Below are 25,377 nucleotides of genomic sequence, written 5' to 3'. Positions count from 1 at the left end.
ACTTTGAATAGTAAAATACCTTTTCATGTTGTTTATTGATTCTCTTTTCGAACGAGCTGTTTGGGTTTTTGCAAGTGTAACTTTTTCTTCTTGAGCCAAGCCGCTTTATGCTCTTCGTACTCTCTTTGTTTCCTTTCTAAATAATTGTCAGCCATCTATTGGAAGTGTGAGTAAATGACAGATAAACTCAGTGGTTGATTTCCACCCAACAGGCGTGTGCTGGTGAGTGACATGTCATGCACTACTCGTGTAAGAATTTTGTTTTGATTGTACGAGTAATATGTTGCCTGAACGGGTATCACCACCAATTTATTCCAATCTTTGGAGCGTGTACCTGCCATCTTGTTTTTCTTCATTTCCTTGATGACGCTTCCTATATTATGAAAGGTGTATCCGTTGTTAGCTGGATTATAGGTTGCTAAAAACGACGTTTTATAATCTGCGATGCGCTTGTTTTCAAAAAAACTGTAAAGACTATCCTTTTGAACCAATAAGAGTGTTTGAGGAATGTCCAATGCGTATTTGCTATTCACGAGATTGTTTAGTCGGGCTAAATGAATTTTTGCCGCATTCAGTGAGTCCTTTTCATGACCTTTCAAAATCTCATCAACGGGGATAGTCAGTTCTGTAAAGATGCCTGCGGGTGACTTCAAATACGTATGCTCATGATTGTTTACCAAACTTTGAATGGTGTGTGCATCGTTAGATATGTTGGAAGTTTGAAGCACTTCTTCTGTGCCAGAAAACGAAGCACTCCCGACTTGTTCCTTATTATTATGTTTGAAAGTGAAGTAAATGTTTAATTGACTCAAATTGATATAAACCATTGAGCCAAGTCCACTTGCATTCTTTAGATAAAAACCTGACACCACATGTTGGGCAAACGAAAATGAATTCTTGAAATACGCAGGATGCTGATAATATTGTTGCAGCACATATGTACCAAAATTGTTATATTCCTTACCGTCCGGCGCAGTATAAGGTTGGTTGAGCTTAATGGTAATATACTTGCTACTATTGCCGTTGTTGGATTTTCCAGCTTGTGCTTTGGCATCCGCGAGCGTATAGATTTTGTCTACCTGATACGCATTTGGTGAGACGTAACCTTGCTTGATAGGGTCGAAATTAGAGTAGTATTTTCGATCTTCATTCATAGGTTTGCTCATCGCATAAGCCGTTACTTTCATTGGAGCCAATGAGTCTCCGTAAAAAGTTGCGTAGTAAAGACGGATTTCGCAAGAGTCTGCTACGATGATGTCGTTTATCTTATGCGTCATTTGTTGCGCACTTGGGAAAGCATAGTTCTCAGGTATTCGAAATTGGGTCATATAATTACCTGTGATATAACCACCCGTTTCGGAATCCTTGATTTTACCTAAATACCCTATGGTATTTCGAGAGAGTACGGAGTCGGCAGCAATGGAGCGTGTAGATACCATGAATGTATCTGCCGAAATCTCCAGTTTGTCCATCTTGTTTGTGAGTGATCCACCGAGTGTATCTGTGGTGTCGTCGCATGATGCGAGCAAAAAAGCAGCAAAAGCGATGATTGCGATAAACTGATTCTTCATTTGTGTTTATGCTATTGTACGGACTTTTATACGATATAAACGGTCTAACGGAAGACTTATCAATCTATAAAAAGCTTTATTTCTCGAGAATTAAATCATAAAAATCTTGATATGCCTTTGCATATTCCTTTCCCGGGTCGTCAAGGAATGGGATGTCTTTGCTCTTGGCATACTGTATGAGGTCTTTGTTGACATCGTTACCAGTCTCAATAATTCCATCGCTATAGTCAATGGCTAATTTGCCTAATTCAAAGAAGTCAAACTTTTCGTGGTAAGCATCCAATAAGTCTACCTTTGCATCTCTGTATTCCACGCAGCGTTTGAAATTGGTTCCCAAATCCTTCTTAAGCTGGTTTTGAAATAGAGCCGTGATGACTTTTGCATTCGCAAACGAAGGCTCGTCCTTGAAAGCAGTCTTCACATAGAAAGGAACTACTGCTCCCATCCAGCCTTGACAATGGATAATATCGGGTACCCAACGTAATTTTTTGACCGTTTCCAATACACCACGTGCAAAGAATATAGCGCGTTCTCCGTTGTCAGGGTATTCATCACCCGATTCGTCAACGGTCATTTGGCGTTTGGTAAAATAGTCTTCGTTGTCAATAAAGTAAACTTGAATTCTTACTTGTGGTATGGATGCCACCTTGATGAGTAGTGGGTGATCGGTCTCGTCGATGATGAGGTTCATTCCAGAAAGGCGGATTACCTCATGTAGCTGGCCGCGCCGCTCATTTATGTTTCCCCATTTAGGCATAAATGTTCTGATCTCGTAACCACTTTCCTGCATCGTTTGTGGAAGTTCGCGACCCATCTTGGACATTTCTGTCTCTGGGACGTATGGCATCATCTCTTGATTGATGAATAAAATCTTTTTTGTCATGTCCTCTTTGGCATTTACTTGTTTATTGTCAGAGCTAAGAATGAAAGACTTTGTAGTACGATACTACAGGTTACATGCTATGCTCCATGCAAAGATACAAAAAATAAATGAAAATAAGGTCGGTTTATTTTCAAATTGAAAATTTAACGTCTCATTTTCAGTATTTTTTATGATTAGAATAAGAATTTATCACAAAAGAAAAGACATCTAACAGCTGTCTATCTACACAGTTGTTAGATGTCTAACGTAAAAGGAAGGTCATGAATGCTTATTCTATGACCACCATGGGTGTGTCTTCCATGACACTTTCGCCCTGTTTGATGCAAATAGCAGTGACGGTTCCATCCTTTTCAGCCTCAATATTATTTGCCATCTTCATGGCTTCCAATACTACGACGGTATCTCCAGCTTTCACTTGATCGCCAACTGATACCTTTATTTCTGTGATAACGCCAGGGAGTGGGGCTTTGATAGCCTGTTCTGTATTAACCTGTCCAGTGATAGAAGGCTCTGTTTCTATCTTCTCGTCCGACTGGGGCAGTGGAGTTACAGTTTTCTTCTCTGCTTCGGGCTTCGCTTCCATTTCTACTTGAAAGTCCTTTCCGTTGACAGTTACCTGCGCTTTGTTGTCGACTACATCGGTTATTTCGACTTGATATTCTTTTCCGTCGATGATATATTTAAATGTTTTCATATCCTATATTTCCATTCTCGTTGATTGACGAGAGATTATGAACTGTGATTAGTTAGGGTCTCTCAGTGAAAGAGAGGAATTTAGCATTCCATAAAGTTTGCTTGGGTAGAATAGTAATCTTTCCAGGCTCAATATCGTGCACATTATTTCCCTGATATTCAAAGAGAGCCATAGCAATGGCTGCATATATATTCTTATCCATTTTATTTGAATGTTGAGCGGTTGATTACATTGGCATACAGCCATGTTTCTTGGCTGGAAGCTGCTGACGTTTGTGTGCTAACTGTGCCAAACCTCTACAGATTCTAAATCTTGTATTTCTTGGTTCAATAACATCGTCAATATAACCATATTGTGCTGCCTGATAAGGATTAGCAAAGAGGTTGGTGTATTCTTCTTCTTTTTCTGCCAAGAAAGCACGAACATCCTCGCCAGCTTCTTTCTTCATCTTTGCTTCTTTAGCACTTAACACAGCTACAGCACCTGATGCACCCATCACAGCGATTTCGGCTGTTGGCCATGCAAAGTTGAGGTCGGAGCGCAATTGCTTGCATCCCATTACGATGTGGCTACCACCATAACTCTTTCGGAGAGTGATAGTAATCTTAGGTACAGTAGCTTCGCCATAAGCATAGAGTAATTGTGCGCCATGAAGAATCACCGCATTATATTCCTGACCCGTACCGGGCAAGAATCCGGGTACGTCTACCAACGAAACGATTGGAATGTTGAAGGCATCACAAAAACGAACAAAACGAGCACCCTTGCGGCTCGCATTGGTATCGAGAACGCCTGCATAAGCCTGTGGCTGGTTGGCAACAATGCCCACACTCTGTCCATTGAAACGTGCAAATCCTGTAATGAGATTCTTTGCGAACTTGGGTTGGACTTCAAAGAATTCACCATTGTCGGTTATTTCGCCTATCACCTTATACATATTATAGGCTTGATTCGGATCATCTGGTAATATCTCGTTTAGCAAATCACTCGTTCTGTTGATGGGATCTTCATTCTGTAAGCGAGGAGCTTCTTCGGTATTGTTAGAGGGAAGATAACTAAGAAGGGTTTTAATCAATGCCAAGACTTCTGTATCATTCTTTGCAGTGAAGTGGGTAACACCACTTTTCGTAGCATGAACACTGGCTCCTCCCAAATGTTCTGCATCAATATCCTCACCCGTAACGGTCTTTACGACTTTAGGACCTGTGAGGAACATATAACTTGTTCTTTCTGACATAAAAATGAAGTCCGTGAGTGCAGGAGAGTAAACAGCACCTCCAGCGCATGGACCTAATATGGCAGAAATTTGTGGAACAACACCGCTTGCTAAGATATTTCTTTCAAATATTTCTCCATATCCAGCCAATGCACAGATTCCCTCTTGTATTCGAGCACCTCCAGAGTCATTCATACAAATGATTGGAGCACCATTTTGCATGGCTAAATCCATAATCTTACAAATCTTTTGAGCCATGGTAAGAGATAAAGAACCACCGTTGACGGTGAAATCTTGTGCGTAAACGTAAACTAAACGTCCGTCGATAGTGGCACTACCTGTCACAACACCATCTCCCAAGATTTGTTTCTTTTCCATTCCGAAGTTATGGCATTGATGAAGTTTGAACATATCGTACTCTTCGAAAGAGCCTTCATCAACGAGCATATCTATGCGTTCACGTGCTGTATATTTGCCACGGGCATGCTGCTTTTCAATGGCTTTTAGACCTCCTCCAAGTCGAGCTTGCTCCCGTTTTTCTACCAATGTTTTAATCTTTTCTACTTGTTTACTCATAATTATATTAGTATGAATTTTATTCCTAATTTGACTTTGCAAAGATAATAATATTTCACGAAAGCCTCAAAGCTATCTATGTAAAATATGTTATATGGGATTAAGAATGGAGATGCATTTTCATGTTGCTAATGTCTTCTTTTCTTATTTTCAAGTTTAGGCGCATTATTGAGTTCTAAGAAGCGAACAATGACATTTTGTCTCAATACAACTATCAATTTAGAATGACTGACATATCTGTCATATATAACACTGCCAAACTTGTCAGCTGTAATTTTGGCACACTTTTCGTATAGGTAGGGGTGTTTGGTTCAGAACAAGTGTTGCTACTCATGCGGCATCATAATCCTGAAAATGCAATTTATGAATAACTTAAAATATAATGATTATGAACATTAAACCATTAGCAGACCGAGTTTTGGTGCTTCCTGCACCTGCAGAAGAAAAAGTAGGTGGAATTATTATTCCTGATACAGCGAAAGAAAAACCATTACATGGAAAGATAGTAGCTGTTGGGAATGGAACAAAAGATGAAGAGATGATTCTTAAAGAAGGCGACGAAGTACTCTATGGAAAGTACAGCGGAACCGAACTTGAGTATGAGGGTGAAAAATACTTGATGATGCGTCAAAGTGATGTACTCGCTATTGTTAAATAGTTGAACGTATAAGATAGAAGCATTGATTCAATAAAAATAATTTAGATACAAACAAAGAAAATAAAGATATGGCTAAAGATATTAAATTTGATGAAGAAGCAAGAGATTTGCTTAAACAGGGTGTTGACCAGTTGGCTAACGCTGTAAAAATCACTTTAGGTCCTAAAGGACGTAATGTTGTTATTGAGAAAAAGTTTGGTGCTCCACAAATAACAAAAGATGGAGTAACTGTTGCTAAAGAAATTGAGTTAGAGGATTCGTTTGAGAATACAGGTGCTCAATTGGTAAAGAGCGTTGCATCCAAAACTGGTGACGATGCAGGTGACGGTACCACCACCGCAACAATATTGACACAAGCCATTGTTTCAGAAGGTTTGAAAAACGTTACTGCTGGTGCTAACCCTATGGATTTGAAAAGAGGAATCGACAAAGCAGTTAATGCAGTAGTTGGTTATATCAAGTCTAATGCAGAGCAAGTAGGCGACAATTACGATAAGATTGAGCAAGTTGCTACGGTTTCTGCTAACAATGATCCAGAGATTGGAAAGCTTTTGGCTGATGCCATGCGCAAAGTAAGCAAGAACGGTGTCATCACTATTGAGGAAAGTAAGAGCCGTGATACCAATATCGGTGTTGTTGAAGGAATGCAATTCGACCGTGGATATCTTTCCAGTTATTTCGTAACAGACACAGATAAGATGGAAAGTGTCATGGAAAATCCATACATTTTGATTTACGACAAAAAGATTTCTAACATCAAAGATTTCCTTCCTATCTTACAGCCAGCTGCAGAAAGTGGCCGTCCTTTGCTCGTTATTGCAGAAGATGTTGATTCTGAGGCATTGACAACATTGGTAGTAAACCGTTTGCGTGCAGCATTGAAAATATGTGCTGTGAAGGCTCCTGGATTTGGTGATCGCAGAAAAGCTATGCTTGAAGACATCGCTATTTTAACAGGTGGCGTGGTTATCAGCGAGGAGAAAGGCTTGAAATTGGAGCAAGCTACTCTTGAAATGTTAGGTTCTGCTGATAAAGTGACAGTAACAAAGGACAACACAACCATTGTTAATGGTGCTGGACAAAGTGAAAACATTCAAGCTCGTATCAGTCAAATCAAGAATGAAATTGAGCACACAACAAGTTCATACGATAAAGAGAAGTTGCAAGAACGTTTGGCTAAATTGTCAGGTGGTGTGGCAGTTCTTTATGTAGGAGCTAACAGCGAAGTAGAAATGAAGGAGAAGAAAGATCGTGTTGACGATGCCCTTTGTGCTACCCGTGCTGCAATTGAGGAAGGTGTTGTTGTAGGTGGCGGTACTACCTACATCCGTGCACTGGATGCGCTGAAAGACTTGAAGGGTGTAAATAGTGACGAACAGACTGGTATCAAAATTGTTGAACGCGCAATTGAAGAGCCTTTACGCCAGATTGTTGCAAATGCAGGTGGCGAAGGAGCAGTAGTTGTGGACAAAGTTCGTGAAAGTAAAGGTGATTATGGCTATAATGCTCGCACCGAAACTTACGAGGATTTACGCCAAGCAGGAATTGTTGACCCAGCAAAGGTGGCACGTGTTGCTTTGGAAAATGCAGCCTCTATTGCAGGAATGTTCTTAACAACAGAATGCCTCATTGTAGACAAACCAGAGGAAAAGCCAGCAATGCCAGCAGCTCCTGGAATGGGCGGAATGATGTAAACAAAACCTCTTTTTTGAGATAAATATGAAGGGACGAATCATAAGGATTCGTCTCTTTTTGTTTTTTATTTGATTTTTTTTGCACAAATCCTTTTGAATTTCAAAGAATATATATATCTTTGCAATATAAACATCAAAAAACTTACCAAAATGTATTTAGCTGTGAATGCTTAAAAGATATTTTTGATTTGTTTTAGTAGATTAGTTTTTAAGTAGTTTGTTTTAAGAATATCGGATGTCGAGATGACATCCGATTTCTTTTTATCTGTACCTTTTTCTTGTGAACAAGATGGCTATTTGATGAAAAATGATTATTTTTGCAGTACTTTACACAAGGCAAGTATCTGCATGGCAGAATCTTCTTGTTGACAAAGAGTTTTGTATGAATCCTATGAGGGATACTTGGCTATAAAAGATATGGAGAAATTAATAGAGCTTTATACACAGTGGGAGCACGAGAAACCCATAAAAATAGATCCCATAGAAGGCGCTGGGAGTAACCGTAGCTATTATCGTTTTACCAATTCTAAAGGAGAGACGACGATAGGAGTGATAGGTACGAGCCGTGATGAGAACCACGCCTTTATTTATCTGACAAATCATTTTTCCAAACAGTTGCTGCCTGTTCCTAAAATATTAGCTGTCGGTGACGATCAACTTCGTTACTTACAGACAGATTTAGGCACCAGATCGCTGTTTGATTTGCTGAAAGATGCCCGTGAAGCGGGAGGGCGTTATACGCAAAAAGAGAAAAAATTACTTCTGCGTACCTTAGAGGCACTGCCTGCAATGCAGATACAGGGTGCCCGTGGCTTGGATTTCAAACATTGCTATCCACAACCTACATTTGATGCAGATAGTGTGTTGTTTGATTTAAATTATTTCAAATATTGCTTCCTTAAGGCTACAGGAATTGATTTTCATGAACTGAAATTAGAAGCTAACTTCCGCTTATTTGCTAAAGATCTAACAGCAGAACCCTCCGAATACTTTCTTTATCGCGACTTCCAAGCACGCAATGTGATGATTGACAAGCAGGGCAATCCACATTTTATTGATTATCAAGGTGGAAGAAAAGGTCCGTTCTATTATGACTTAGCCTCGTTTTTGTGGCAGGCTTCGGCAAAATATCCTTTCAAATTGCGGCGTGATTTAGTCTTTGCTTACTATAACTCGCTGAAACGATACATTGAAGTTCCATCCAGTCGTCACTTTGTTGAGCGACTTAGCCTTTTTGTTTTATTTCGTACTTTGCAAGTATTGGGCGCTTATGGCTTTCGAGGTTACTTTGAACGTAAAAAACATTTCTTATCTTCAATTCCGCCTGCGATACAGAATTTGCGTGAGCTACTGAAGCTCAATGGAGTAGTTTCTAACTATCCTTATATGATGGACATTCTCAAACAGCTCACCGAATTGCCACAATTTGCTATCGTAGAACAGCCAAAGACAAAGCGAACTGACGGCTATAAAATAGCCCAACATAATATTTATCATGCCAATCCTGTCGACGGACCTGCTACCTTTTCCAAATATGACGGTGGGGGAGTCTTGGTAGTGCGTGTTTACAGTTTTTCGTTCCACAAAGGAATCCCAGAAGATTCGAGTGGTAATGGGGGAGGATATGTCTTTGATTGTCGCTCTACTCACAACCCAGGGCGTTATGAACCTTATAAATGTCTCACAGGATTGGACGAACCCGTGATTCGTTTCTTGGAGTCTGATGGCGAGATACTTACTTTTTTAGACCACATTTACAAGTTGGCAGATCGCCACGTGAGCCGTTACATAGAGCGTGGCTTCACGAGTTTGATGTTCTCGTTTGGCTGTACAGGAGGGCAACATCGAAGTGTTTATGCGGCACAACATTTGGCAGAACACATCCATGACAAGTTTGGCATTGAGGTAAGAATCATTCATAGAGAACAAAATATCAATCAAACCTTGCCCGCTAAATAAAGGATGTTACACCCATTCGCATGAGACAGCGGCTTGAAAGAAGTCGTAGAAAATAACAAGTTCAACAAAATAGAATACATATCATGAAGCAAGCCATGATTTTTGCAGCTGGTTTAGGCACTCGATTACGCCCCTTGACAGACCACATGCCCAAAGCATTGGTTCAGGTTGATGGTGTTCCGTTGCTTCAATTGGTTATCGAACGATTGAAGAAAGCTGGTTTTGAGCGTATCATTGTCAACGTACACCACTTCTCGCAGCAAATCATCGACTTCCTTCATGCGCACGACAACTTTGGCATAGACATTCTCATTAGTGAAGAAAGAGAGACACTTCTTAACACGGGTGGGGGTATCAAGTATGCGCAGAAACTATTTACACAGGAGCGAATCCTTATCCACAATGTGGATATATTGAGCAATGTAGATTTGTCCCATTTCTATACAAGTAATCAAGATGCTGCAGCCACCTTACTTGTGAGTGAGCGAAAAACTAAACGCTATCTACTTTTTGATGAAACATTAAAATTGGTAGGGTGGACCAATATTGAGACTGGAGAGGTACGCTCACCTTTTTCAGATATCAATCCTGCTCATTGTAAGATGTTTGCCTTTGCGGGCATTCACAACTTTTCGCCAACATTGTTTCCACTGATGCAGGATTATCCTTCCAGTTTTAGTATCATTGATTTTTATTTAGATATTTGTAAACACATACCCATAAAAGCTTATATAGATACAAAACTGCAACTATTGGATGTTGGCAAACCAGAGACACTGAGTCAAGCAGCTGCGTTTATGTCTCAATGGGATACTCCCCCGACTTCATCTCAGTCTCGTCCAACAAGTTGATTCATTTGATACATTCATTCGATATTATTCATTTTCAATTATAGCTATATGCAACAGAAGATTATTATCTTAGATTTTGGTTCGCAAACCACACAGTTGATTGGTCGACGTGTACGCGAACTGGATACCTTCTGCGAGATTCTGCCGTATAACAAGTTTCCAAAAAACGACGACTCTATTATCGGTGTCATCCTTAGTGGCTCACCTTATTCTGTTCATGATCGTGAGGCCTTCCAGTGCAATTTATCCGATTTCATGGGCAAATATCCTGTTTTAGGTATTTGTTATGGTGCACAATTTATTTCGCATACTCATGGTGGAAAGGTTGAACGCACGGAGACGCGTGAATATGGGCGTGCGCTCCTTAAAGACTTTGATGCAGAAAATCCGCTTTTCAAAGGTTTTGAGCCTCATTCACAGGTATGGATGAGCCATGGAGATACCATTACTTCAATTCCTTCCGATTGTCATGTCATCGCAAGTACTGCTGATGTACACTATGCAGCCTATGCCAGTGATACATATCCAATGTGGGCAGTTCAGTTTCATCCTGAAGTTTTTCACACCACACAGGGTACTACTTTGTTGAAAAACTTTGTGGTTGATATTTGTGGAAGTAAACAACAATGGAGCCCAGCCTCATTTGTGGAAACCACAGTGAAGGAGCTTAAACAGCAGTTAGGTAACGATCGAGTCATTTTAGGCCTAAGTGGAGGAGTAGATTCTTCCGTTTGTGCCACGCTATTAAACAAGGCGATAGGAAAAAATCTCACTTGTATTTTTGTAGACCATGGGATGCTGCGCAAAGATGAGTTTAAGCGCGTGATGAAGGCATACGAAGGTTTGGGGCTCAATGTCATTGGTGTAGATGCCAGCAAAAAGTTCTTTCAAGACTTGAAAGGCGTTACCGATCCTGAAGAAAAGCGTAAGATTATAGGTCGTGACTTTGTCGAGGTGTTTAATGCAGAAGCCAAGAAAATCACAGATGCTAAATGGTTGGCACAAGGTACTATCTATCCAGACAGAATAGAAAGTCTAAGCATTACAGGAATGGTGATTAAGAGTCATCATAACGTTGGCGGACTTCCTAAGGAGATGAAGCTGAAACTTTGCGAACCTCTTCAATGGTTGTTCAAGGACGAGGTGCGTCGTGTAGGGCAACAGTTGGAGATGCCCGAACACCTGATTAAACGTCATCCGTTCCCCGGTCCAGGCTTGGCAGTCCGCATTTTGGGCGATATTACCCCTGAAAAGGTAGCCATACTTCAGGCTGCTGACGATATTTATATTGAAGCACTGCATCAATGGATTTGTGAGGATGGACAACCTCTCTACGACAAGGTGTGGCAAGCAGGGACAATACTTCTCTCCACCATACGGAGTGTTGGTGTGATGGGGGATGAACGCACCTACGAGCATCCTGTTGCACTTCGTGCGGTTACCAGCACCGATGCCATGACTGCAGACTGGGCGCACTTGCCATACGAGTTTCTTGCCAAGGTGTCTAACGAAATCATCAATAAGGTCAAGGGTGTAAATCGCGTATGCTATGACATTTCGTCAAAACCACCTTCGACGATTGAGTGGGAATAAATATAGTGGTATGGGTATAGTGCTTCAGAGGTAGAGAAGCAGTATATCCTGTCCTTTTGTCAAAGTAGGCATTGGCAGTACTGGTAGGTATTGCCAATGCCACTTTTCATTTCATCTGATGGATGAAACCTCTACACTGTTTTGTCCTTCTTATTTTTGGCATAAACATTCGTTGCTTTTGTCCTATTATTTTACCAAAAAACAACCATCTAAAATCTTCAAAATAGAAAAAATCAATAGGCAAACGAGATGCAAAAATGCACTGATTTTAACAAAATAAACGTCTCTCGAAGCTGAAACATTGACTTTACGGTCTTGGAAACATACATTAGCGGTGTTATTCACATACTTCAAGCGCATTAAAGCATGCAAATAGTTAGCTTATCTCAATGGGTTAGTCGAAGAAAAATGGGGGAAAGGGGAGTAAAAGGAGAGACTTTATTCGTAACATATTCAATAACAAGAGATTATAAACCTCGCGCATAACTCGCGTATTTGCGACCCACTTTGTTGTTGGTGATTTACACGCGAGTTATGAGAGGCACTTTGTAAAGGAAATTCAGCAATAATTATCATTCCATGCAGCGAGCTTCCAAACCTATATAGGCTGCTTTATGGATGGTTTTCATTGTAAAAAATCATTTTGATCGAATGTGATGATGAAATGCTAAGGACACTTGTTGTCAGGGAAAGGTGAAGGCATCTTGTTCATTACACACAACATAGATAGCCACATAACTGCGCTATCGGATTGGCGAGCTTTTTTCTTATTACAAAAAATTGTATGACTCCTTATAAGTTAGTATATTTGCTGTCATAAATGTTAGATGATGATGAATAAGCAAGATTTTTTAGACATATTGGAAGAACATAGGAGATTGAGCTTCCAAGACCAGATAGACTATGAAAAGTTCTATCTCTATTCCATCATAACTCATTCAACTGCTATCGAAGGCTCGACGATGACTGAGGTGGAGAACCAGCTACTCTTTGACGAAGGACTTACTGCCAAGGGCAAAAGTATTATTGAGCAGAATATGAACCTCGACCTAAAGGCAGCCTATGAAAGAAGCATGGAAATGGCGAAGGAACACATCTCTTTCTCCATCGACATGCTAAATGAACTGTCTTCAATTGTAATGAGACGCACAGGAGGGGTAGTCAATGCACCGGGTGGTGTATTTGACTCGTCAAAGGGAGATTTACGTCGGGTAAACGTAACGGCAGGAACAATGGGAAAGTCTTACATGAGTTACCTAAAGGTTCCACAAAAGTTAGACGATTTCTGCAAAGAAATGAATGAGAGACGTACAAATCTCATTAAAGAACCTGATGTATATGAGCAATACCGTCTGAGCTTTGACGCACATCTGAAGCTTGTAACGATTCATCCATGGGTAGACGGTAATGGAAAGATGTCGAGATTGATGATGAATCATCTTCAAACAGAGTTCGGTTTGGTTCCCAGTAAGGTATTAGTGGAAGACAAAGCCGAATACATCGAAGCTTTGGCAAAATCAAGAGAAGAAGATTCATGTTTGCCTTTCCAAAACTTCATGTTCAAGGAACACGCCAAGAATCTCCAACAAGAAATTGATAATTACAAGTTGTCTTTGGGTGAGGAGGAAGAAAAATAGAATTCCATTCGCCATTTCAGAACATTAAATCAATGAAGGATTAACAGAACAAAAAATCAATGAAGGGGCATCGGAGCTTTATCGTTCATTGAGTGAACAGCCTTGACACGATGTTTTGTACGATTATCTCATTCGAGTAAACCGATTGAAGCTTTGAAATAATAAAATTAATCGATAAATACCCTAAAATAATGATTGATATATTGTAAAATATATATATATTTGTACCCAAATATTGTTATAACAAGATTGAAACAATGAAAGTTCATAAGATGTACGAACCTGAAGATAAGCTTATTTCCATTATTGGAGATAACTATAGTGTTCTTCAAAGCCTTGGATCGTTTGGCATCAACTTAGGCTTTGGTGACAAAACGGTTCGTGAAGTTTGTGAGAGTCAGAATGTGGATACTTATACTTTTTTGGCGATAGTGAACCTCACCATAAATGGGTATAAGGGGGATGAAGATTCAAATGAACTGAATATTCCTACCCTGATTCAATATTTACGTGCAAGTCATTCGTATTATCTTGATTTTCAATTACCATTCATTCGAAAGGAACTGGCAGGCGCTTTGGACGAAACCAATAACTTGGCTCGACTCATCTTGAAACTATATGATGAATACGCACATTCTATCAGAAACCACATGCGGTATGAGGAGAAGAATGTTTTTCCGTATGTTGATGATTTATTGAATGGTAAAATCAACGAAACATACGATATTGAGACTTATTCTAAGCACCATGGACAAACAGACTTGAAGCTGAAGGAGTTAAAGAATATCATTATTAAGTATTTACCTTCTAATGGACTGATGAACAATCAGCTGACAGCCACATTGTACGATATTTATAATTGCGAACAGTGGCTTACGCTTCATTCTATGGTAGAAGATGAAATATTTATTCCTGCCATTCGACATATAGAAAAGAAGTTAAGACAGAGTGATGTTTCCATTAAGATATCTTCGATGCTCAGTCAGGTACCACATAGTCAGGAAATTTTAAGCGAGCGCGAAAAGGAGGTTATCGTCAGTTTGGTACAAGGTATGACGAATAAAGAGATTGCCGACCATCTATTTATTTCTATCAATACGGTGATTACACACCGTCGAAATATAGCGCGAAAGCTGCAAATACATTCTCCATCGGGTTTAACAATTTACGCAATAGTGAATAATCTGATAGATATTCGCAACGTTAAGTTATAACGTGCTTTTCAAACCGTCAAGGAATAAATTGTTTCCGCTTTTCTTTTTATTTAGTTTTGGGTTGTGGTGAGTTGTCTGGAGTTTTTGTTTTGACTTTTTTCTGACGTCTCCTTCCAAACAAGTCACGTAGGTTTGTAAAGTCTTTCTTGATAATTAAGCCCACTCCTTGTGTTGTTAAACTGTTGCGCGTGAAATATCGGTCATTGGTCTGATTATAAATCTTTACCGCCAAATTGCCATTCGGATAGAGTAAGTATTTGATATCAAAATCGCCAATAAAAGTAGTGGTCGCATTTGGATTGTCACGATATCCAAATTGCCCATTGATATTTAGGCGGTTATCTAATAATCGTCCAGACAAGCTCCCTTCATATTCTGCATTGTTAAATCCTTCTGTTCCGGGGGAAATATTCGCACCGAAGTTCCAATTGGTATTGTCAATCACAGAATTTAAGACCGTATTTATCTGTTGACTCAATGTTCCACTCAAAATGCTTTGCATGGCTAACGTTGCTTGACTGGGTTGAGTGGGGTTGTTGATAGCTGCATTTTTGGTTTCCTGTGAATAGAATCTACCTACTGCGAGAAGATACAAAACTTGTTGCTTCATTTCTTCTTCACTATTCATCAAACTATATACCATTTGCTTTGCATCATTGTTAATGGTTGGCAGGTCTAAGTTGAAATCAATTTGCGGCGTATCGGGAGTGCCAGTGATATTCATCAAACAGTTGACACGAGTATTATTTCTTGTGAAAGACTTGCCGATATTCAAGTCAGCTAAGCTAACACCATTCACTGTGTAAATGGCATTTAGGTCTAAGGTGGCAAGGTATGGATTTCCACCAAATGCAATCGTTCCTCCTTGTCTAAACTGGAAATCTTTTTTGATGATATTTTGAACCGTCAGACGATAGATGCCATGATCTACCACGTAATTGCCATAGATATCAAAGGTTCCCTTATTATAGTAATTGGTTCGTAACACTCCATTCCCTCTCAAGGAGATGTAGTCGCCTGTCTGGTTGTCCATAATAAGTTTAATCTCCATGTTTGGCGTACAATTGATAAGGAAGTTAAGTCGTATGTCACTTGGGATTTCTCGCAGGAATTGTGTTGTTTGTTGCAGTGGTTCGAGTTCATTCGTCGTACCATTCTTCATAGAGTCAGCTTGTGACGTCCATTTGATAAACTTTTGTGTATCTAAATGTCCATAGCCAGCAACATTGTAAACAAATTGTGAGCCTTTTTGCGGAGTCGCATCCACATCTATAGTCAGTTCACCGCTCTTAGTTTTAATGCTACAATCTCCTGTTAAATAAGCGGTTCCATAAAAGTTTTCCTCTCCAAAATCGTGTGTATCATAAGCCAACAAATGATTTGCTTTCACATGCAAATCGCATTGTATATCACTCAGGTGGTCATGTTTTAATGCGCCATTAAGGATTCCGGTGTGTTGCTGACGATCGTAAATGATGTTATGATTAAAAATAATTTCGTTAGGGACTAATCGAATCGTATCGTTCTTTAAGGTATAGGTAGTATGAATGGGCGTAATTCCAACGGTTCCATCTGCTACTACCTGTCCCGTTAAGTTCAAACTACCTAAGTTTCCAAAGAGTCGAAGCCGACCACGGCCATTCGCATCTACCTGTTGCATAAAGCTATCGCAAAAGCCCTCCAAGAACTCTAAGCGAGTGTTGTTGGCTAATATGTCTAAATCCAAGTAATCACGTTCAGGAGAAACGTACCCATTAATTACCGTTTTGCGATGTTCATCATTGGCAACAGCGTTAATGTCAATCTGTTTAGCCTTTTCGTTCCAAGCAACGTGCGCATCTAAGGCGCCCATTCTTCCTGTCTCGAATTTGAATTGATTTACCAGCACATCGGCATGACCTTTCGGATTTCCAAACAATCCAGACGCTACAGCCTTGCCAGACAGTAAGCCGCCAAACTCTACAGCATGAAAGTTAAGAAGATTCAGAACATAGCTAACGTCAATATCTTTTAAGTCTATCAAAAGCGAATCATTAGGATTGCGGGTTGCCAATCCACTAACAATGACGTGCTGATCATCGTGGTGAATAGAGAAGTAATCTACATTCAAATGATTCTTACTATAAATAATGTCAGAGGGTTCTATTCTCCAAATACTATCTTCCACTAATATTTCAGAAGGATGTATGCTGATATGGGCAGCCGCATCGCCTTTGTTATTCTTGAAGAATTGTGTTTCAGTGTTGACAGTGCCTCGGAAGGGATGCGCTTCATGATTATCAAAAGAGAGTTTTGTCAATAAATGATTGTTGGCAGCTGCAGACTTTACCGACCATGACCATTTCTTGTTTTGCTTGTTCAAGCGATTCAGTTCGGCATCTATACAAAGTGTATCTTGGCGTGTTTGAAGGTGAACATAGCATTGATAATATTTCTTACCTTGATAAGTAAAATCTGGTGCTGTAATATGGACATTCATCAAATTCTGTGAACTCTCCATGGTTCCACTAATTTGTAGAGGTTGATGTAGCACAAATGGAATATCAAAGAAGTAAGGTGCCCAATCTGTATTGCGAATATCTGCGTAAAGTCGAGCATTCGTGGGAGCGGTATGCCGTTGACGTATTGGGGTTAAGTGCTGCAAACTGGGTAACTTCTCTATCAAGATGTTAACAACATTTTGAGAAAGCGCATCGTAATCGAATGTGCCTACAATCATAGCACTTCCAAAATCCCCATTAAGAGATACAAAATGTTCATTCTTTTCATCAAAGCCAGTCTTCAAATCCAAATGGTTAAGTTGATATTGCGAACGCTGATCAACAATTCTAAGTTGATTTAAGCTCAATTGACCTGTTGCATCCTTTAATGATTTACCAGAAACATTTGCACCAACTTCAAAACTGACTCTACGGTGAGGAAACTTCTTAGAAATATTGAGCGCTGCTAAATGTAAATCTTTCGCCTGCGCATCTAATTGCACTTGGTAAATTGTTTGATGACGATTTACTTTTCCTCTAATATGAAGTTCTCCGTTAGGATCATTGAGATTTGCAACTCCCTCAAAACTTGTAAGCTCATTTTTAGGATTTAATAGACCGTTGCCGTCAATATAAATATGGTGATAGGTGTAACCCTTATAGCCAATTTTCGATATATCTCCCTTCAATAGGAATTTAGAATGGATCGAATTTCTTTGAAAATCTTTCAGTTCTAATCGTGCGGTAATGTTTCCTAAATCTTTTCTTTCCAGTAGTTTATCAAGACTAAGCTCTATTGTTTCTAAAGCTCCGTTGTAGTTGTTTTTCTCTTTATGCAAAAGAAACTTCACTTCACCAAGGTTTGATGCCAGTTGACCATCAATGTTGAAGTTTTGTTGAGTACCGCGAGCCATACCTTTTAATTTCAGATTTGTGAAGTGTTGAAAAGGAGACTCTTGCGCTATCTTCGGGAAAAATGCTGTCAACATTTTGTTGGTTGCTTCCAATTCTTTAAGCTCCAACATCCATTTCAGGTTTTTATCCAAGTCCTGTAGTGTTGCGTTTGCAGTAGCTTTGAACATCTTGTTTGCTTGTACCTGCAAGTTAGATAGTGTCAATGAACTTCGATTTCCATGAAACGAGGTTTTGATGTCAAGCGGAGAAGTATACTTGGAGAGTTGAGCATCTAAAAAAGAAAAGTCTGCTAATGTAAGCTTTGAGTTTTTGATTTTACCCTTGTATGAAATTGTAGATAAATCAATGTGATGATTCTTTTGATGATAATTTGTGCGAACTTCGTCGACATGAAGCGTTGAATGGGGGAGAGAGAGGTTGAATTTCTCTAAAAAACATGAAGAGGAGTTTGCTATTAACTTAGCAGTTAATGATTTAACATGCAATCCAGACTTTTCCTTAAACGATAAGTTTTTTAACTTTACATTGAGAGAGTCATTCGAAATATGATTAAAAACAATGTGCGAACTTATCTCTGTTAATGCCAAATCATTGAAAGAAAAATGATTTCTTTTGGGTTGATCAAGAACTCGATAAAGAAGGCTTCCACGACGGATAATCATTGAGTTTAGATTGATTGGCGTGGATTGTGAAGTGGTGTCCTTAGATGCAAGTGAATCAATAAGAAATTGAAAGTTTGCTTGTTCATGCTTGTTCGCTTGATATAAATTGGCTTTTATCCCAAATAACTGTGCAGACGAGATGTTAATTCCTCCACGCATCAATGAGAACACATCAAGCTTTATCGAAAGACGTGAAGCTTGGAGCATGGAGACTCCTTTTTGGTCGTTCATGAATAACCCATCTATAACCAATCGATTCAAAAAACCTAAATAAACTCGTTCGACACGAACTTGTGTCCCAAAACGTTTGGATAAATAGCTTCCAGCTTGTTGCCCCATTAAAGTCTGAATTGCTGGAATGTGCAACAAAATAACTATTGTAAGATAAAATCCTACAATGCTCCATAAAGCAATATTTAATATATTTTTGAACTTTCTCAGGGCAATCTTTATTAATTGGCTGCAAAATTACATCATTTTTCTGTACGAAGTAAATAAATGCCTGGAATTTCTTTTATTAATCAGTAAAAGTTACTAATTTTGCCAAACAGATAGCGTTTAGAAAATTCATATATGCTTTTTTGTTTGAACAAGATTTAATTTATATAATTTATGGTAAATGTAATTAAGTTACGTAAGGGCTTAGACATTAATCTTAAAGGGAGAGCCAAGGATGAAAAAACGTCCTTGAAACTGAGTCATGAATATGCGCTCGTTCCAGACGATTTTGTCGGTGTAACCCCTAAAGTGATTGTACACATTGGTGACGAAGTGAAAGCTGGTGAAGCACTCTTTGTCAACAAGAACTTTCCTGAGGTGAAATTCTCATCGCCTGTGAGTGGGAAAGTAAAGTCAATCGTGAGAGGTGAAAGGCGCAAGGTAATGGCTGTTGTCGTGGAAACTTCACAACAACAAGAGTTTGTTGATTACGGAAAGAAAGATGTAACTCAACTTTCTTCTGAGCAAGTCATCGAATCATTGTTAGAAGCAGGCATCTTCGGTTATATCAACCAGTTGCCTTATGCGGTATCAACTAACCCAAAAAAATGTCCGAGAGCTATCTTCGTGTCGGGATTTAGAAACATGCCTTTGGCAGGAAAGTTTGAGTTTGAGCTGCAAGGCAATGAAGAAGCTTTTCAGACTGGATTAACGGCTTTGTCTAAGATAGCGAGAACCTATCTGAATATTCATGCGAATCAGAAAGCAACAGCATTAACGCAAGCAAAGGATGTTGAAGTGACCGTTTTCGATGGTCCATGTCCTTCGGGTAATGTTGGTGTACAAATTAACCACATCGCACCTGTAAATAAGGGCGAAGTAGTTTGGACCGTTGAGCCTACTGCCGTGATATTCATAGGTCGTTTGTTCTTGACAGGCAAAGTACAACTTATACGAACAGTGGCTGTAGCTGGTAGTGAAGTGAACGAACCAAAGTATGTTGATGCTTTGGTGGGAACTCCGATATCAGACCTATTAGCTGGACAAGTGACAAAAAAGATAAATCCAGAAGATGGTGAATGTCTTCGTATTATCAACGGAAATCCTTTGACAGGAAGACAGTGTCATCTGAATGATTTCTTAGGAGCTCATACTTCAGAGGTATGCGTCATTCCAGAAGGTAATCAAGCTGACGAGTTATTTGGTTGGATTTTGCCAAGAACCAATCAATTCTCTGCTTCACACAGTTATTTCTCTTGGTTAATGGGGAAAGACAAGAAGTACGATGTGGATGCTCGTATTAAAGGAGGAAAACGCCACATGATTATGAGCGGCGAATATGATAAGGTGTTGCCAATGGATATCTTTGGTGAATATCTGATAAAAGCTTTAATAGCTGGAGATATTGACAAACAGGAACAGTTAGGTATTTATGAAGTTTCACCAGAAGACTTTGCCGTTGCTGAATTTGTTGATTCTTCTAAATTAGAACTACAGAAAATCGTACGTAAGGGATTAGATACATTACGTAAAGAAAACGCATAAGGATATGAGTTTGAAAAAATATTTAAATAAAATCAAGCCACACTTCGAAGAAGGTGGAAAACTCCACGCTTTTTGGAGTATTTATGACGGTTTTGAGAGTTTCCTTTATGTTCCGAACACAACAGCCAAGACGGGTGCACATATCCATGATGCCATTGATTCCAAGCGAATCATGAGTTTAGTGGTCATTGCCCTAATGCCTGCGCTTTTGTTCGGAATGTATAATATTGGTTATCAAAACTATTCTGCTGCAGGCCAATTGGCAAACGCTTCCTTTTGGGAGATGTTTGGTTTTGGATTTCTTGCTCTGTTACCAAAGATTTTGGTTTCTTATATTGTGGGATTAGGTATTGAGTTTGCCTGGGCACAATGGAAAAAAGAAGAGATACAAGAAGGATATCTTGTTACAGGTATGTTGATGCCACTCATTATTCCAATAAGCTGTCCATTATGGATGTTAGCTTTATCCATTGCATTTGCAGTTATCTTATGCAAGGAAATATTTGGGGGTACAGGCATGAATATTTTTAATGTTGCTTTATCGGCTCGTGCCTTTTTGTTCTTTTCCTATCCAAGTGAAATGACAGGAGATACTGTCTGGGTAGCTAATCATTCCATTTTTGGATTAGGAAATACATTACCAGATGCTACTACGATGGCAACTCCTTTAGGTGAGTTGGCACAGCACACGGACATCCCTTATACCATCAATGAAATGATGATAGGATTAATACCTGGTTCTGTTGGCGAAACAAGCGTCATTGCGATAGCCTTGGGTGCGATACTCTTACTTCTCACAGGCATTGCTTCATGGAAAACAATGTTCAGTGTTTTTGCAGGAGGTGGTATCATGGCTGTGCTTTTCCAATCTCTTGGAATGACTCCAATTGAATGGTATGAACATTTAATTTTAGGAGGCTTTTGTTTTGGTGCTGTCTTTATGGCCACTGATCCTGTAACATCTACACGCACAGAGACTGGTAAGTACATCTATGGAGCTCTGATTGGAGTAATGACGGTGATTATTCGTGTCATGAATCCAGGATATCCAGAAGGTATGATGCTCTCCATATTGTTTGCAAATATGTTTGCCCCACTGATTGACTATTGTGTAGTTCAACACAATATTAATAATAGAATGAAACGTTTAACTGCTGATAATAAATAAGACAATGGCTGAAGAAAATAAAAAAGGATTGAATACCAATTCTAATTCCTATACGATTATATATTCAATCATTATCGTGATTCTTGTTGCGTTCTTGTTGGCTTTTGTATTCCAGGCTTTGAAACCTATGCAAGATGCTAACGTTGCATTGGACAAGAAGAAGCAGATATTAAATTCGTTGAATATTAGAGATTTGAATAATGAAGAAGCTGCTGCAAAGTATCAAGAAGTTGTACTTGCTGATGAAATCATAGATGAGCAGGGGAATGTTCTTGAGAAAGGTGAACAGGGTGGAGAAAACTACGGTTTTAAGCTCAATTCAGCAGACTTTAAGAATGGAAAGTTAGCACTCTTCGTTTGTAAGATTGATGGACAAACCAAATATGTGATACCTGTTTATGGCATGGGACTATGGGGAGCTATCAACGGTTATATTGCCATTAATGCAGACAAGTCGACTGTCTTCGGAACTTACTTCGACCATGAAAGTGAAACAGCTGGATTGGGAGCTGAAATTAAAGACAACCGCGCATGGCAAAACCAGTTCCAAGGTAAAAAACTATTTGCACAAGATCCCCATAAAATCGCATTGGCTGTTAGTAAAAAGGTGGAAGACCCTTCGACGCAAGTCGATGGTATAACGGGCGCTACGCTCACTTCTAACGGTGTAACTGAGATGTTGCAGACTTGTTTAGGTGCATATATGAATTTCTTAAAAGCTCATTAAATTGATTTATAATTATGTCATTATTTTCAACACAAAATAAGAAAGTCTTTACAAACCCCCTCAATTTGGATCATCCTATTTTGGTTCAAGTCTTGGGAATCTGTTCGGCTTTGGCAGTAACTTCACAATTAAAGCCAGCTATTGTCATGGGATTGGCAGTGACGGTTATTACTGCATTTTCAAATGTAATTATTTCGATTATTCGCAACACCATCCCAATGCGAATCCGTATCATCGTGCAGCTGGTTGTCGTTGCGGCATTAGTGACGATTGTCAGTCAGATTCTAAAAGCTTATGCGTATGATGTGAGTGTTCAGCTTTCAGTATATGTGGCTTTGATTATTACCAACTGTATTCTGATGGGACGCTTAGAGGCATTTGCGATGATGAACAAACCTTGGCCATCTTTTCTTGATGGAGTAGGTAATGGGTTAGGCTATGCAATGATTTTAGTTATTGTGGGAGCTTTCCGTGAATTATTTGGTAGAGGTACTTTATTAGGATTTACGATTATTCCATCGTCTTTCTATGACTTTGGATATATGAATAATGGTATGATGGCGATGCCAGCCATGGCATTGATTCTTGTAGGATGTGTTATTTGGATTCACCGCGCATATTTCTATAAAGAAGAACAGTAACGGATACTAAATATTTTAATTAGAATTATTATGGAACATATCATATCATTATTTTTTAGATCGATATTTGTCGACAATATGATTTTTGCATTCTTCTTAGGAATGTGTTCATTTTTGGCTGTATCGAAGAATGTGAAAACCTCGTTTGGTTTAGGAATGGCTGTAACGTTTGTACTGTTTGTCACCGTTCCAGTGGATTATCTCCTACAAACCAAAATACTCGATCCATTAGGGTTAAGCTATCTTAGTTTTATCATCTTTATTGCGGTCATCGCAGGTATCACTCAATTAGTTGAAATGTTGGTGGAGAAATACAGTCCTTCATTGTATTCATCTTTGGGTATATTCCTCCCACTGATTGCCGTAAACTGTGCCATTATGGGTGGCTCCATGTTTATGCAACAGCGTATCAACTTGGATCCAAGCAACACCCAATATATCGGTAATATCTTCGATGCCATCGCTTATGCCGTGGGTAGTGGATTAGGATGGACACTCGCTATTGTGTTGATGGGTGCCATTCGTGAGAAATTAGAATATAGTGATGTACCAAAGCCTTTGCAAGGACTCGGTATTACATTTATAACAGTAGGACTAATGGCTATCGCCATGATGTGCTTCTCTGGACTAAAAATATAATCAGCTATGAACTTTAGTTTTATATTAACAAGTATTATTGTTTTCTTGAGTGTAATACTCTTACTTGTCATTATTTTGCTTGTTGCAAAAAAATATTTGTCTCCAAGCGGAAATGTCAACATCATTATTAACGAAGATAAGACACTCAGCGTTCCACAAGGTGCTTCTATCATGAGTACCCTCACTCAAAATGGTATTTACTTACCCTCTGCATGTGGCGGAAAGGGCAGTTGTGGACAATGCAAATTACAAGTGATTGAAGGAGGAGGTGAAATCTTGGATTCAGAGCGTCCTCACTTTTCAAGAAAAGAGATAAAGAATAATTGGCGTTTGGGATGTCAGTGCAAGGTGAAAGGTGACTTAAAAATCAAAATACCTGAAACCGTTTTAGGTGTTAAAGAATGGGAATGCACCGTCATCAGCAATAAAAACGTGTCGAGCTTCATCAAAGAGTTCAAAGTGCAATTGCCTCCTGGCGAGCATATGGACTTCATCCCAGGCTCTTATGCTCAAATATCTATTCCTGCGTTTGATGTTATCGATTACGACAAAGATTTCGACAAGAATGACATTGGCGAAGAATACATTGGTGCATGGAAGAAATTTAATATCTTATCACTCAAGGCTCACAATCCAGAACCCACCGTTCGCGCTTACTCTATGGCGAACTATCCTGAGGAAGGAGATATTATCATGCTGACGGTGCGTATTGCATCCACTCCATTTAAGCCACGTCCACAGGTAGGATTCCAAAATGTTCCTACAGGAATTGCTTCCAGTTATATCTTCTCTTTGAAACCGGGTGATAAGGTAAAGATGAGTGGACCTTACGGTGACTTCCATCCCATCTTCGACTCTAAGAAAGAGATGATTTGGGTCGGCGGTGGTGCTGGTATGGCTCCTCTACGAAGCCAAATCATGTATATGCTTAAAACGCTGCACACAAGAGATCGCGAGATGCACTATTTCTACGGTGCTCGCTCTCTGAACGAAGCCTTCTTCTTAGACGACTTCCACGAGTTAGAAAAAGAATATCCTAACTTCCACTTCCATTTGGCTTTGGACAGACCTGATCCAGTAGCTGATGAAGCAGGAGTAAAATACACGGCTGGTTTTGTTCATCAAGTAATGTATGATACCTACTTGAAGGATCATGAGGCTCCCGAAGACATAGAATACTACATGTGTGGTCCTGGTCCTATGAGTGCCGCTGTACAGAAAATGTTAGATAGTATTGGTGTTGATCCTGAATCTATCATGTTTGATAACTTCGGATAAGTTGGTACAAACCAAAACGAACTAACATATAATTATAAAAGTCGCTGAATCTCAGCGACTTTTTTCAATTCTGAATATCATTGTTGAAACTTGATTATTGATAGGATTTGCAATACTTCTTATGAATGTGAGAATGTAAACTAATTCTGATCCTACGAATGACTCCTATTCATGCTATTGTCAATCACTTTCACAGATTTTTGTTGTTCGCCTCTCTTGCTTGAAGATGGCTTAGGTATTCATATAGTCAAGCCCGTTATTTACATGCTTCAATGCTGTTAACCCATGGAGATAACAGCACTAACTCATGAAGATAGTTGTCCAAAACAGACTGTTTT

General features: G+C 39.3%; 19 protein-coding genes. 13 read left to right on the top strand and 6 right to left on the bottom strand.

The features are described from left to right. Positions 1 to 155 precede the first annotated feature (155 nt). The 5 genes from BN35_RS11490 to BN35_RS11475 all read right to left on the bottom strand — a co-directional run bounded on the left by BN35_RS11490 (position 156) and on the right by BN35_RS11475 (position 4,940). Positions 156 to 1,571 (bottom strand): DUF4270 domain-containing protein, encoded by a 1,416-nt coding sequence (locus tag BN35_RS11490; protein ID WP_025072715.1) that lies wholly within the window; start codon positions 1,569 to 1,571, stop codon positions 156 to 158. A 76-nt stretch (positions 1,572 to 1,647) separates the two neighbouring features. Further along, the gene (locus BN35_RS11485) at positions 1,648 to 2,454 is read right to left on the bottom strand and encodes a glycogen/starch synthase (RefSeq protein ID WP_008121812.1); all 807 of its coding nucleotides are present in this window, start codon (positions 2,452 to 2,454) and stop codon (positions 1,648 to 1,650) included. Between the two features lie 268 nt (positions 2,455 to 2,722). Then, positions 2,723 to 3,148 carry a biotin/lipoyl-containing protein gene (locus BN35_RS11480; protein WP_025072714.1) on the bottom strand — a complete coding sequence of 142 codons (426 nt, stop codon included), beginning with the start codon at positions 3,146 to 3,148 and terminating at the stop codon, positions 2,723 to 2,725. A gap of 52 nt (positions 3,149 to 3,200) precedes the next feature. Then, positions 3,201 to 3,350, bottom strand: coding sequence for a hypothetical protein (locus tag BN35_RS13830; RefSeq protein ID WP_169337616.1), 150 nt, complete (start codon positions 3,348 to 3,350; stop codon positions 3,201 to 3,203). Positions 3,351 to 3,374: 24 nt separating this feature from the next. Continuing rightward, a complete protein-coding gene (locus tag BN35_RS11475) occupies positions 3,375 to 4,940 on the bottom strand; it encodes an acyl-CoA carboxylase subunit beta (protein WP_025072713.1) in 1,566 nt (521 codons plus the stop codon). Positions 4,941 to 5,328: 388 nt separating this feature from the next. Between BN35_RS11475 and BN35_RS11470 the strand changes: the two genes are divergently transcribed. The 7 genes from BN35_RS11470 (at position 5,329) to BN35_RS11440 (ending at position 14,546) form a co-directional block, all read left to right on the top strand. Further along, the gene (locus BN35_RS11470; RefSeq protein WP_025072712.1) at positions 5,329 to 5,598 is read left to right on the top strand and encodes a co-chaperone GroES; all 270 of its coding nucleotides are present in this window, start codon (positions 5,329 to 5,331) and stop codon (positions 5,596 to 5,598) included. Positions 5,599 to 5,666: 68 nt separating this feature from the next. After that, positions 5,667 to 7,292 (top strand): chaperonin GroEL, encoded by a 1,626-nt coding sequence (gene groL, locus BN35_RS11465; protein WP_025072711.1) that lies wholly within the window; start codon positions 5,667 to 5,669, stop codon positions 7,290 to 7,292. A gap of 417 nt (positions 7,293 to 7,709) precedes the next feature. Continuing rightward, the gene (locus tag BN35_RS11460; protein WP_025072710.1) at positions 7,710 to 9,251 is read left to right on the top strand and encodes a RapZ C-terminal domain-containing protein; all 1,542 of its coding nucleotides are present in this window, start codon (positions 7,710 to 7,712) and stop codon (positions 9,249 to 9,251) included. 83 nt (positions 9,252 to 9,334) lie between these two features. Then, entirely contained in the window at positions 9,335 to 10,102 is a 768-nt protein-coding gene (locus BN35_RS11455) for a sugar phosphate nucleotidyltransferase (protein WP_025072709.1), read from the top strand. A 48-nt stretch (positions 10,103 to 10,150) separates the two neighbouring features. Further along, a complete protein-coding gene (gene guaA / locus BN35_RS11450; RefSeq protein WP_025072708.1) occupies positions 10,151 to 11,695 on the top strand; it encodes a glutamine-hydrolyzing GMP synthase in 1,545 nt (514 codons plus the stop codon). A gap of 833 nt (positions 11,696 to 12,528) precedes the next feature. Continuing rightward, positions 12,529 to 13,332: a Fic family protein gene (locus BN35_RS11445; protein WP_081411463.1), complete on the top strand. Its 804-nt coding sequence runs from the start codon at positions 12,529 to 12,531 to the stop codon at positions 13,330 to 13,332. Positions 13,333 to 13,589: 257 nt separating this feature from the next. Further along, positions 13,590 to 14,546 carry a LuxR C-terminal-related transcriptional regulator gene (locus BN35_RS11440; protein WP_025072706.1) on the top strand — a complete coding sequence of 319 codons (957 nt, stop codon included), beginning with the start codon at positions 13,590 to 13,592 and terminating at the stop codon, positions 14,544 to 14,546. Between the two features lie 46 nt (positions 14,547 to 14,592). Here the strand turns inward: BN35_RS11440 and BN35_RS11435 are convergent, their stop codons facing one another. Beyond that, positions 14,593 to 18,834, bottom strand: a complete 4,242-nt coding sequence (locus BN35_RS11435; RefSeq protein WP_234396760.1) for a translocation/assembly module TamB domain-containing protein — start codon at positions 18,832 to 18,834, stop codon at positions 14,593 to 14,595. Positions 18,835 to 19,215: 381 nt separating this feature from the next. Between BN35_RS11435 and BN35_RS11430 the strand changes: the two genes are divergently transcribed. Genes BN35_RS11430 through nqrF form a run of 6 tightly spaced genes read left to right on the top strand, consistent with a single transcriptional unit; the run spans position 19,216 to position 25,039 of the window. Beyond that, on the top strand, positions 19,216 to 20,586 hold the full coding sequence (locus tag BN35_RS11430; RefSeq protein ID WP_025072704.1) for a Na(+)-translocating NADH-quinone reductase subunit A: 1,371 nt from the start codon (positions 19,216 to 19,218) through the stop codon (positions 20,584 to 20,586). A gap of 4 nt (positions 20,587 to 20,590) precedes the next feature. Then, the gene (locus tag BN35_RS11425; RefSeq protein WP_025072703.1) at positions 20,591 to 21,754 is read left to right on the top strand and encodes an NADH:ubiquinone reductase (Na(+)-transporting) subunit B; all 1,164 of its coding nucleotides are present in this window, start codon (positions 20,591 to 20,593) and stop codon (positions 21,752 to 21,754) included. A gap of 4 nt (positions 21,755 to 21,758) precedes the next feature. Further along, positions 21,759 to 22,481 (top strand): NADH:ubiquinone reductase (Na(+)-transporting) subunit C, encoded by a 723-nt coding sequence (nqrC, locus tag BN35_RS11420; protein ID WP_036893638.1) that lies wholly within the window; start codon positions 21,759 to 21,761, stop codon positions 22,479 to 22,481. Between the two features lie 14 nt (positions 22,482 to 22,495). Beyond that, positions 22,496 to 23,122: an NADH:ubiquinone reductase (Na(+)-transporting) subunit D gene (locus BN35_RS11415; RefSeq protein ID WP_025072701.1), complete on the top strand. Its 627-nt coding sequence runs from the start codon at positions 22,496 to 22,498 to the stop codon at positions 23,120 to 23,122. A gap of 30 nt (positions 23,123 to 23,152) precedes the next feature. Further along, positions 23,153 to 23,761 carry an NADH:ubiquinone reductase (Na(+)-transporting) subunit E gene (nqrE, locus tag BN35_RS11410; RefSeq protein ID WP_008121834.1) on the top strand — a complete coding sequence of 203 codons (609 nt, stop codon included), beginning with the start codon at positions 23,153 to 23,155 and terminating at the stop codon, positions 23,759 to 23,761. 6 nt (positions 23,762 to 23,767) lie between these two features. Next, positions 23,768 to 25,039 carry an NADH:ubiquinone reductase (Na(+)-transporting) subunit F gene (nqrF, locus tag BN35_RS11405; protein WP_025072700.1) on the top strand — a complete coding sequence of 424 codons (1,272 nt, stop codon included), beginning with the start codon at positions 23,768 to 23,770 and terminating at the stop codon, positions 25,037 to 25,039. The last annotated feature ends 338 nt before the right edge of the window (positions 25,040 to 25,377 follow it).

Origin of the sequence: Hoylesella timonensis 4401737 = DSM 22865 = JCM 15640, from assembly GCF_000455445.1 — a bacterium.
GTDB classification, from domain to species: domain Bacteria; phylum Bacteroidota; class Bacteroidia; order Bacteroidales; family Bacteroidaceae; genus Prevotella; species Prevotella timonensis.
Note: the sequence above shows the minus strand (reverse complement) of the source record. Positions and strands in the feature narration are given on the sequence as shown.

Bases quoted from the DNA above. Each gene is read 5' to 3' on its own strand.
- groL (WP_025072711.1), top strand. From the start codon at position 5,667: ATGGCTAAAGATATTAAATTTGATGAAGAAGCAAGAGATTTGCTTAAA.
- BN35_RS11435 (WP_234396760.1), bottom strand. From the start codon at position 18,834: ATGAACGACCAAAAAGGAGTCTCCATGCTCCAAGCTTCACGTCTTTCG.
- BN35_RS11445 (WP_081411463.1), top strand. From the start codon at position 12,529: ATGAATAAGCAAGATTTTTTAGACATATTGGAAGAACATAGGAGATTG.
- BN35_RS11475 (WP_025072713.1), bottom strand. From the start codon at position 4,940: ATGAGTAAACAAGTAGAAAAGATTAAAACATTGGTAGAAAAACGGGAG.
- guaA (WP_025072708.1), top strand. From the start codon at position 10,151: ATGCAACAGAAGATTATTATCTTAGATTTTGGTTCGCAAACCACACAG.
- BN35_RS11415 (WP_025072701.1), top strand. From the start codon at position 22,496: ATGTCATTATTTTCAACACAAAATAAGAAAGTCTTTACAAACCCCCTC.
- BN35_RS11470 (WP_025072712.1), top strand. From the start codon at position 5,329: ATGAACATTAAACCATTAGCAGACCGAGTTTTGGTGCTTCCTGCACCT.
- BN35_RS11485 (WP_008121812.1), bottom strand. From the start codon at position 2,454: ATGACAAAAAAGATTTTATTCATCAATCAAGAGATGATGCCATACGTC.
- BN35_RS11460 (WP_025072710.1), top strand. From the start codon at position 7,710: ATGGAGAAATTAATAGAGCTTTATACACAGTGGGAGCACGAGAAACCC.
- nqrE (WP_008121834.1), top strand. From the start codon at position 23,153: ATGGAACATATCATATCATTATTTTTTAGATCGATATTTGTCGACAAT.
- BN35_RS11440 (WP_025072706.1), top strand. From the start codon at position 13,590: ATGAAAGTTCATAAGATGTACGAACCTGAAGATAAGCTTATTTCCATT.
- BN35_RS11425 (WP_025072703.1), top strand. From the start codon at position 20,591: ATGAGTTTGAAAAAATATTTAAATAAAATCAAGCCACACTTCGAAGAA.
- nqrC (WP_036893638.1), top strand. From the start codon at position 21,759: ATGGCTGAAGAAAATAAAAAAGGATTGAATACCAATTCTAATTCCTAT.
- BN35_RS11430 (WP_025072704.1), top strand. From the start codon at position 19,216: ATGGTAAATGTAATTAAGTTACGTAAGGGCTTAGACATTAATCTTAAA.
- BN35_RS13830 (WP_169337616.1), bottom strand. From the start codon at position 3,350: ATGGATAAGAATATATATGCAGCCATTGCTATGGCTCTCTTTGAATAT.
- BN35_RS11490 (WP_025072715.1), bottom strand. From the start codon at position 1,571: ATGAAGAATCAGTTTATCGCAATCATCGCTTTTGCTGCTTTTTTGCTC.
- nqrF (WP_025072700.1), top strand. From the start codon at position 23,768: ATGAACTTTAGTTTTATATTAACAAGTATTATTGTTTTCTTGAGTGTA.
- BN35_RS11480 (WP_025072714.1), bottom strand. From the start codon at position 3,148: ATGAAAACATTTAAATATATCATCGACGGAAAAGAATATCAAGTCGAA.
- BN35_RS11455 (WP_025072709.1), top strand. From the start codon at position 9,335: ATGAAGCAAGCCATGATTTTTGCAGCTGGTTTAGGCACTCGATTACGC.